Raw genomic sequence first — 7,754 nt, forward strand, 5'->3', positions numbered from 1 at the left:
ATGATCATGGGAGACCAGTGCGCCATCTGACCGCCTTGTTGCTGACCGCTGCGCTGTGTGCGGTGTCCGTGGTGGGCGCGCCCGGTCCCGCGCAGGCTTACCGGTTTGTGCGTCCGGGCGTGCCGCCCGAACGGGTCGCGGTGATCAGCGACTCGTACACCAACGGCACCAACTTCGGTGGCCAGGGGCCGCGGAGCTGGACGGCGCAGGCGGGCCGGAACCTCGATGCGTGGGGCGTGCCCATCGCTGCCGATGTCGCCGCCGAGGGCCGGGCCGGCTACGTCGTGCGCGGTGACCACGGCAGCATCTTCCTGGACCTGACCAGGCGCGCAGTGCGTCCGGACGACGCCCTCGTGGTGTTCTTCGGCTCGCGTAACGATCAGGGTGTCGACCTCATGCAGCTGTCGGGGATGGCGCACGACGCGTTTGCCCAGGCGCGCGCGACGGCGCCCGGCGCCAAGCTGCTGGTGATCGGGCCGCCCTGGCCGACTGCCGATGTGCCGCCGGCAGTGCTGCAGATCCGCGATGTGCTCGGCATGCAGGCCGGGATGGCCGGCGCCACGTTCGTCGACCCGATCGCCGAGCGCTGGTTCGTCGACCGTCCCGACCTCATCGCGCCCGACGGCGTCCACCCGACCGACGCCGGACACGACTACCTGGCGGGCCTCATCGCGTCGCGCATCAGGTCCGAGCTGCCTACTCGTTGATCGGCAGGTCGTTCCGCACGTCGTAACGGACGTCGTTGCCGCCGTCCTCGCGGGCGCGTTCCATGGCCTCCTCGGCCACGGCGAGCAACGCGTCGATGACGATCTCGGGCGGGTGCACCGTCAGCGGCGCCAGCGGCGTGCACACCACGCCGATGCTCGCCGTCACCCGCGACGGCGTGGACTTCATGGCGCCCTGCACACGGTCGATGAGCGGTGACGCGTCCGGGCTGGTGAAGGTGTCCGCGACGATGAAGTCGCTGTCGGAGATGTGCGCGGCGATGGCGTTGCGGCGCACCGTCTCCCGCAGCGCCTGGCTGACGTCGATGCGCGCCCGGTTGGCACGGCGCTGGCCGGACATCGAGGACAACAGCGGAAAGCTGTCGATGCTGACCACCGCGAGCACCATGTGACGGTCGTCCTGCCGGTTGCGGGCGGCGAGCAGGTTCGCGGCGCGTGAGTACAGGCCGTCGGTGTTGAGCAGGCCCGTCAGCGGCTCGATCTCGCTGTGGTGGATGTCGGTCGAGCTCAGCCCGATCGCGACGCGGCACGTGAAGAACACGAAGGCGTTGAGCAGCGCGATGATCAGGACGGCGCACGCCGCCAACGCGGGGTCGTGCGATCCGACCTGGATGCCCAGGTATCCCAGCGTGAGGCCACCGAGGAGCCACGGGCCGGCCAGCATGCTGGGGCGGTGCAGGAAGGCCACATAACCGCTGGAGAAGATGAACGCGCTGGTCGCCAGCAGCCCGAGCACCGGATCCGTCATGATCAGGCAGGCCACGCTCATCGGGATCGCGCCGAGGGTCACCGAGATCGCGGAGAACTGCTGTGACGGCCACGAATGCCGCAGCCAGACCGCGCCGACGCCGAGCGCGACGACTCCGACGATGACGGCGAGCGCCTGGCGGACCGGCCCGTGCGGGCCCGCGGGGCTGAGCATCAGCACTGCGGGCACCATGCCGAGCACCGCGTTGAGCGCGGCGATCACCCGACAGGTTCTGGTCTGTAGGCCGCGGACGGCGAGCAGCGAGGTGAGCCAGTAATAGTGATTTTGTCCGGCAGCGCTCATGCGGGTACCTGACGGTCTCCCGCGTCAGCCGGCCGGCGAACCGGGTGGCCTGTCACGCTGCGTTGCATATGCAGCAGATTAACAACCGTGCGCTGCGGTTTCGGCGGCCGACGGCAAACTCTGTGCATACGCTCAGCCTCCGGCACTACATCCACTGGCGAACCGAACAACGTGGTTCGGCCGTTCGGGCGATTTTCCTGCGCGCGTGCGGCGGGTCGCCTAAAGTGTCTGCGAAACAACGGCTTTGAGCACTGCGAATGGCAGTCGTCGCCGGTTCCCCGCCGCGAATTCTCGTGACACACATCACTCCCAAGTCTTGACTCAGTCCAAAAAAGCGCGTAGAAGTGAACACGTGACGACCGACTACACGGAGCAGCTGCGTTCCGCAGATCTCCGTGTGACACGGCCCCGCCTCGCAGTCCTCGAGGTGGTGGCGGGCCGTCCGCATACCGACACCGAAAGCGTCTTCGACGCGGTCCGCGCGATCCTGCCCGATGTATCCCGCCAGGCGGTCTACGACGTGCTGGCCGCGCTGACCACCGCCGGGCTGATCCGCCGCATTCAGCCCTCGGGTTCGGTGGCCCGATACGAAACCCGAGTGGGGGACAACCACCACCACGTCGTGTGCCGGTCGTGCGGCGCCATCGCCGACATCGACTGTGCCACCGGGGAAGCGCCGTGCCTGACCCCCTCGGACACGCACGGCGTGCTCGACGGTTTCGTCGTCGACGAGGCCGAGGTCATCTACTGGGGCGTGTGCCCCGACTGCGCGGCGGCAACAGCTTCGCGATCACATCCGTGATCGCGGCCCGATTCACCACCCTCGAAAGGAAGTGCAGTGCCTGAGGAAACTCACCCTCCGATCGGAGAAGCACAGACCGAGCCCGCCGAAAGCGGTTGCCCGATGCGCATCAAGCCGCCTGTCGAGGGTGGTAGCAACCGCGACTGGTGGCCCAACGCCGTCAATCTCAAGATTTTGCAGAAGAACCCGCCGGCCATCGACCCGACGGACGAGGGCTACGACTACCGCGAGGCCGTCAAGACCCTCGACTTCGAGGCCTTCGAACGTGACTTCGACGAGCTGCTGACCAACTCACAGGAGTGGTGGCCCGCCGACTTCGGCCACTACGGCCCGCTGTTCGTCCGGATGTCGTGGCACGCCGCCGGTACCTACCGGGTCGAGGACGGCCGCGGTGGTGGCGGTCGCGGCATGCAGCGCTTCGCCCCGCTGAACAGCTGGCCGGACAACGTCAGCCTGGACAAGGCCCGTCGTCTGCTGTGGCCGCTCAAGAAGAAGTACGGCAAGAAGATCTCCTGGTCGGACCTCATCGTCTACGCCGGCAACCGCGCCATGGAGCACATGGGCTTCAAGACCGCCGGTTTCGCCTTCGGTCGCCCGGACTTCTGGGAGCCCGAGGAGGACATCTACTGGGGCGCCGAGCACGAGTGGCTGGGTTCGCAGGACCGCTACGCCGGCACCGACCGCACCAAGCTGGAGAACCCGCTGGCCGCCAGCCACATGGGTCTGATCTACGTCAATCCCGAAGGCCCCGAGGGCAATCCGGATTACCTGGGCGCCGCCATCGACATCCGCGAGACCTTCGGCCGGATGGCGATGAACGACGTCGAGACCGCTGCCCTGATCGTCGGCGGCCACACCTTCGGTAAGACCCACGGCGCCACCGACATCGAGAACGGTGTCGAGCCCGAGGCCGCACCGCTCGAGCAGATGGGCTTCGGCTGGGCCAACCCGGGCGTCGGCAACGAGGCCGTCAGCAGTGGCCTTGAGGTCACCTGGACCCACACCCCGACCAAGTGGGACAACTCGTTCCTGGAAATCCTCTACGGCAACGAGTGGGAGCTGACCAAGAGCCCGCAGGGTGCCAACCAGTGGAAGCCCAAGGACGGCGGCTGGGCCAACTCGGTCCCGATGGCACAGGGCACCGGCAAGACCCACCCCTCGATGCTGACGACCGACCTGTCGATGCGGTTCGACCCGATCTACGGCGAGATCACCCGCCGCTGGCTGGATCACCCGGAGGAGCTGGCCGAGGAATTCGCCAAGGCCTGGTTCAAGTTGCTGCACCGCGACATGGGTCCGGTGGTGCGCTACCTCGGCCCGCTGGTACCGAAGCAGACGTGGCTGTGGCAGGACGTCACCCCGGCCGGTAAGACGCTGTCCGAGGCCGACGTCGCGAGCCTCAAGACCGCCATCGCCGAGTCCGGCCTGTCGGTGCAGCAGCTGGTCAACACCGCATGGAAGGCGGCGGCCTCGTTCCGCTCGAGCGACATGCGCGGTGGCGCCAACGGCGGCCGCATCCGGCTGCAGCCGCAGCTCGGCTGGGAGGTCAACGAGCCCGACGAGCTGGCCCAGGTGATCCGCAAGCTCGAGGAGATCCAGCAGGCGTCGCCGACCGGCGTGTCGTTCGCCGACCTGGTGGTGCTCGGCGGTGTCGTCGGCCTCGAAAAGGCCATCAAGGACGCCGGTTTCGACGTCGCGGTGCCGTTCACCTCGGGTCGCGGCGACGCGAGCCAGGATCAGACCGACGTCGAGTCGTTCGCCTACCTGGAGCCCAAGGGCGACGGTTTCCGGAACTTCGTCGGCAAGGGCGACACCCTGCCGTCCGAGTACCGGCTGATCGACCGCGCCAACCTGCTGGGGCTGTCGGCGCCGGAGCTGACCGTGCTGATCGGTGGTCTGCGCGTGCTCGGGGCCAACCACGGCGGTTCGGACCTCGGCGTGCTGACGCAGAACGTGGGTCATCTGACCAACGACTTCTTCGTCAACCTCACCGACATGTCCACCAAGTGGGCCCCGTCGCCCGCCGATGACGGCACCTACGTCGGCACCGACCGCGCCAGCGGCACGCCGAAGTGGACCGCGAGCCGCGTCGACCTGCTGTTCGGCTCGAACTCGCAGCTGCGGGCGCTGGCCGAGGTGTACGCCGAGGACGATTCCAAGGAGAAGTTCGTCAAGGACTTCGTCGCGGCGTGGACCAAGGTGATGAACAACGACCGGTTCGACATCTAGTCCGAACCCGACTCGGTACCCCGTGGGCCTTCGGGCTCACGGGGTACTGTGCTTTTGTGCTCCTCGACGAACTCCGCTGGTTCGTCGTCCTGGCCGAGACCGAGCACGTCACCGCTGCCGCCGCCGAACTGGGTGTCGCGCAACCGACGCTGTCGCGGGCCCTCGCGCGGCTGGAAAACCAGGTCGGCACACCGCTTTTCGACCGCACCGGCCGCCGGCTCCGCCTGAACGGCTACGGGCAGATCATGCTGGAACACGCCCGCCGCGGCATTGCGGAAATGGATGCCGCCCAGAGCCGGATCGACGCACTGCTGGATCCGGACAGCGGCCTGGTCCGGTTGGCCTTCCTGCATTCGGCCGCGAATTGGTTTGTGCCGGAGGTGCTTCGGCAGTTCCGCGCACTGGCTCCGGCGGTGCGCTTCGAGTTGTTCCAGGGCGCGGCGCACGACATCGCGGAGCGGCTGCGCACCGGACAGTCCGACGTCGCGATCACGTCGCCGCGGCCGGCGCAGGCGCCGTGTACCTGGCGGGTGCTGTATGTCGAACGGTTGTGCCTGGCGGTGCCCGCCGACCACCGGCTGGTCGGCCGTGCCCGCGTGCGCCTGACTGACGTGGCCGACGAGACCTTCATCGCGCTGGGGGCGGATTTCGGCCTGCGCCAGCTGACGGACCAGGTGTGGGCCGAGAGCGGCATCACGCCCGAGATCGCGTTCGAAGCCATGGAGATTCCGACGATGGAAGGCCTGGTCGCGGCCGGCTTCGGCGTCGCCCTGGTGCCCGTGCCGCGGCCCGGTCGCGGCGATCCCTCGGTGATCTACATCCCATTGTCCGACACCCGGGTAAAACGCGAGATCGGCATGGCGTGGGTCAAGGGCCGCGAATTGTCGCCTGCCGCAGCACGATTCGCCGAGTTGGTGAGTGCCACGGCCTCTGATGCGTAAACCGAATGAATAAACCTCAATTAATGTATTGGACACATGAACGAGGCCGTTCCTAACCTGCGTTGGTGACTGTTGAAGCGCCCGTCTGGACCGGCCACGTGCGTGGCTCCACGGACTACCGCAGGCTGCTCGGTGCGCTGTTCTGCGCCGGTGTGGCGACGTTCGCGCAGCTGTACTCGCCGCAGGCGGTCCTGCCCTTGATCGCCCGCAGCCTGAACACCGGTGCGGCGGCATCGGCACTCATGGTGTCGGCGTCGACGATCGGTCTGGCGCTCGGCGTCATCGGCTGGTCGACGCTCGCCGACCGCATCGGTCGGGTGCGCGCGATGTCCTACTCGGTCTGTGTGGCAACAGGTTTGGCACTCCTTGTGCCGTTCGCGCCGACATTTCAGCTGCTCCTGACCGGGCGGCTGGCCGAAGGGCTGGCACTCGGGGGAGTCCCGGCGATCGCGGTGGCCTACCTGACCGAGGAAATCGAAGCCGGCCATGCCGCGCGGGCCGCGGGCACCTACGTCGCGGGCACGACCATCGGCGGGTTGCTCGGCCGGCTGGTGGCTGCCCCCGTTGCCGAGTTCACCGATTGGCGATGGGCCATGTTCGTCGTCGGATTGCTGTGCAGCGCAGCGGCTGTCGGCTTCATGCGGCTGGCCCCTGAGCCTCGGGGGTTCGTCCCGGCCGACGAGGAAACCGAGGGCTCGCTGGCGCACCGGTTGGCCGCCAACCTGCGCAACCCCAGCCAGTTGGTGCTCTATCTGCAGGGCTTCCTGCTCATGGGTGGCTTCGTCGCGATGTACAACTTCCTCGGCTTCCGGCTGAGTGCAGCCCCGTTCAGTCTCCCGCAGACGGTCGTCAGCCTGGTTTTCGTCGCCTATCTCGCGGGCACCTGGGCGTCGGCGTGGGCCGGCGCCGCGGCCAGCCGGTACGGACGGCGCCCGGTGTTGTTGGGCAGCGTCGCGGTCATGGGAATCGGCGTGGCGATCACGCTGAGCCACAACGTGTTCGCGGTGCTCGCGGGTCTGCTGGTCGCCACCGCCGGCTTCTTCGGTGCGCATGCCACCGCGTCGGGCTGGACCGGCCAATTGGCCACGGTGGGCAAGGCGCAGGCCGGCTCGCTGTACAACCTGGCGTACTACGCCGGCTCGAGTGTCATCGGGTGGGTCGGCGGCATCGCCTTCGATGCCGCCGGGTGGTCGGCCGTCGCCGGCGTCATCGTGGGGCTCGAGATCGTCGCCGGACTTGCCGCGGCTGCCGTGCTGCGCGACTAGTGCTGGTCGGCCCGCTGGCGGATCCGGTCCTTGATCGCCGCGGGCAACGCGTCGGCCGGAAGCAGCGTCGGCAGCAGTTCCGGTTCGAGGGTCATGGCGCGGAACACCAGGGCGACGGTGACGTCGTGTGCCGGGCGCGAGACGACCGTGATCGATGCCCCGGCCCGCAGCACGCCGGGCGTCACGACCCGCAGGTAGGCGCCGGGCTCGGCCTGCTTGGTGAAAGTCTTGACCCACCCACGGATTTCGAGCCACTCGGCAAAGGTGCGGCACGGGATGCGGGGCCGGCTCACTTCCAGGAGCGGGCCGCCGTCGCCGATCTGCCAGCGCTCGCCGATGACGGCGTTGTTCACGTCGAGCCCCGCGGTGGTGAGGTTCTCGCCGAACGACCCGTTGGCCAGGACGCGGTCGAGACGCACCTGCCACTCGTCCAGGTCTTCGCGGGCGTAGGCGTACACCGCCTGGTCGTCACCGCCGTGGAACTGCTGGTCGCCGATGGTGTCGCCGACGAGACCGCTGCCGAGGCCGCCGTGCATGGGCCCGGGCGCGCGGACCGGCACAGGTTCGAGCGTCGGCCGTTTGTCGATTCCGGTGGTGAGCTGATCCTTGTCGGGGCTGGGCCGGGGGACCGCAAGATTCACCGTCAGGATCGCTGCCATGGGCGCAAGCCTAGAGGTGTCGTCACATGTGATGTATCAGGACTTCGGTGACAGTTCTGCATCAGGACATCGGTGACAGTTG

At 68.2% G+C, this 7,754-nt stretch carries 7 protein-coding genes; 5 read left to right on the plus strand and 2 right to left on the minus strand.

Annotation, left to right across the window (positions count from 1 at the left end):
* Nucleotides 1-17 precede the first annotated feature (17 nt).
* Nucleotides 18-707: an Rv0518 family GDSL lipase gene (locus QRN63_RS29270; protein WP_285034537.1), complete on the plus strand. Its 690-nt coding sequence runs from the start codon at nucleotides 18-20 to the stop codon at nucleotides 705-707.
* On the opposite strand, the gene QRN63_RS29275 is transcribed toward QRN63_RS29270, so the two are convergent.
* Nucleotides 697-1,776 carry a diguanylate cyclase domain-containing protein gene (locus tag QRN63_RS29275; RefSeq protein WP_285034538.1) on the minus strand — a complete coding sequence of 360 codons (1,080 nt, stop codon included), beginning with the start codon at nucleotides 1,774-1,776 and terminating at the stop codon, nucleotides 697-699. The genes QRN63_RS29270 and QRN63_RS29275 overlap by 11 nt on opposite strands.
* Nucleotides 1,777-2,128: 352 nt before the next feature.
* Between QRN63_RS29275 and QRN63_RS29280 the strand changes: the two genes are divergently transcribed.
* The 4 genes from QRN63_RS29280 (at nucleotide 2,129) to QRN63_RS29295 (ending at nucleotide 7,013) form a co-directional block, all read left to right on the plus strand.
* Complete coding sequence (locus QRN63_RS29280; protein ID WP_267317601.1) at nucleotides 2,129-2,578, plus strand: Fur family transcriptional regulator; 450 nt, start codon at nucleotides 2,129-2,131, stop codon at nucleotides 2,576-2,578.
* 102 nt (nucleotides 2,579-2,680) lie between these two features.
* Nucleotides 2,681-4,807: a catalase/peroxidase HPI gene (gene katG / locus QRN63_RS29285; RefSeq protein WP_285034552.1), complete on the plus strand. Its 2,127-nt coding sequence runs from the start codon at nucleotides 2,681-2,683 to the stop codon at nucleotides 4,805-4,807.
* A gap of 56 nt (nucleotides 4,808-4,863) precedes the next feature.
* Nucleotides 4,864-5,748: a LysR family transcriptional regulator gene (locus tag QRN63_RS29290; RefSeq protein WP_285034539.1), complete on the plus strand. Its 885-nt coding sequence runs from the start codon at nucleotides 4,864-4,866 to the stop codon at nucleotides 5,746-5,748.
* Between the two features lie 62 nt (nucleotides 5,749-5,810).
* Complete coding sequence (locus QRN63_RS29295) at nucleotides 5,811-7,013, plus strand: MFS transporter (RefSeq protein ID WP_285034540.1); 1,203 nt, start codon at nucleotides 5,811-5,813, stop codon at nucleotides 7,011-7,013.
* Here the strand turns inward: QRN63_RS29295 and QRN63_RS29300 are convergent.
* Nucleotides 7,010-7,672 (minus strand): MOSC domain-containing protein, encoded by a 663-nt coding sequence (locus tag QRN63_RS29300; RefSeq protein ID WP_267317598.1) that lies wholly within the window; start codon nucleotides 7,670-7,672, stop codon nucleotides 7,010-7,012. The genes QRN63_RS29295 and QRN63_RS29300 overlap by 4 nt on opposite strands.
* Between the last annotated feature and the right edge of the window lie 82 nt (nucleotides 7,673-7,754).

This window comes from Mycolicibacterium sp. lyk4-40-TYG-92 (genome assembly GCF_030209435.1).
GTDB lineage: Bacteria > Actinomycetota > Actinomycetes > Mycobacteriales > Mycobacteriaceae > Mycobacterium.

Bases quoted from the DNA above. Each gene is read 5' to 3' on its own strand.
- QRN63_RS29275 (WP_285034538.1), bottom strand. From the start codon at position 1,776: ATGAGCGCTGCCGGACAAAATCACTATTACTGGCTCACCTCGCTGCTC.
- QRN63_RS29300 (WP_267317598.1), bottom strand. From the start codon at position 7,672: ATGGCAGCGATCCTGACGGTGAATCTTGCGGTCCCCCGGCCCAGCCCC.
- katG (WP_285034552.1), top strand. From the start codon at position 2,681: ATGCGCATCAAGCCGCCTGTCGAGGGTGGTAGCAACCGCGACTGGTGG.